This is a genomic window from Stenotrophomonas sp. YIM B06876 (assembly GCF_030711595.1).
In the GTDB taxonomy this organism is placed as follows: domain Bacteria; phylum Pseudomonadota; class Gammaproteobacteria; order Xanthomonadales; family Xanthomonadaceae; genus Stenotrophomonas.
The window spans coordinates 1-1,101 of the sequence record NZ_JAUJUJ010000276.1; the positions used below are offsets into that span (position 1 = coordinate 1).

The window sequence follows — 1,101 nt, forward strand, 5'->3', positions numbered from 1 at the left end:
AGGCGGGTGAATGCCCCGTGGGCGGACGCTGGGCGGCACGCTCAGCGCTGGGCGGCAAAGCCGTTGCGCGCGGCGACGGCCAGGTCGGGGTAATTGGCAAACAGTGCATCCATGCCCATGCCCAGAAACTGGCGGAATTCGGCGCCTGCCAGCGTCGCGTCGGGCCGGGCAAAGGTCCAGCCATGCACCTGCAGGCCGGCGGCGTGCGCCTGGTCAATGAAGGCCTGGGTGAGCGGGTAGGTCTTGTTGCTGATGGACACGCCCACGCCGGCGCTGTAGCGCGCCACCTCGGGCAAGGCCAGCTCTTGCGGGCCAGCGCTGCCGTTCACACGGATGCGCGCGACGCCGTCTGCGCCCACGGCGGCATAGCCCAGCTGCACCAGCGGGTAGGCCAGGCGCTGCGCCTGCTGCTTGGCGTGCAGGCTGCGCAGCGTGGCATCGCTGAACGACTGGATGAACAGCTTGCTGCCGGCGCGATAGCCATTGGCCTGGAGCGTGCGCAGGATGGCGTCTTCCATGTCCGGGTCGGCCTGNGCCGTCTGCGCCCACGGCGGCATAGCCCAGCTGCACCAGCGGGTAGGCCAGGCGCTGCGCCTGCTGCTTGGCGTGCAGGCTGCGCAGCGTGGCATCGCTGAACGACTGGATGAACAGCTTGCTGCCGGCGCGATAGCCATTGGCCTGGAGCGTGCGCAGGATGGCGTCTTCCATGTCCGGGTCGGCCTGCTTGGCTTCGGGGTAGATGCCGATCTCGCGCCCGGTGGCCGCACTTTGTGCCTGGGCCAAGGTGACCACTTCCTGGAACGTGGGCACGGCCAGCGGCTGGGCGGCACTGGGCGTGAAGCCGGGGTAGCTGCTCTGCGCCGTGCGCGTGGGCTGCACCGTCAGCGTTTTGATTTCTGCCAGTGTGAAGTCGGCCACACGGTAGGCACCGCCGCGCTGCGCAAACAGGCTGGCCACATTGGTGGTGCGCTCGAGCCTGTCGTCGTGCATGGCGACCAGCTGGCCGTCGCGGGTGAGCTGCAGGTCGGGCTCGATGTAGTCGGCTCCCATGCGCACTGCCAGCTCATAGCCCGCCAGGGTGTGCTCGGGCAGATAGCCGCT

At 69.0% G+C, this 1,101-nt stretch carries 1 protein-coding gene; it reads right to left on the reverse strand.

The genetic code is table 11. The features are described from left to right. Positions 1-41: 41 nt before the first annotated feature. Positions 42-518, reverse strand: coding sequence for a glycerophosphodiester phosphodiesterase family protein (locus tag QZH66_RS16700; protein WP_305806984.1), 477 nt, complete (start codon positions 516-518; stop codon positions 42-44). Between the last annotated feature and the right edge of the window lie 583 nt (positions 519-1,101).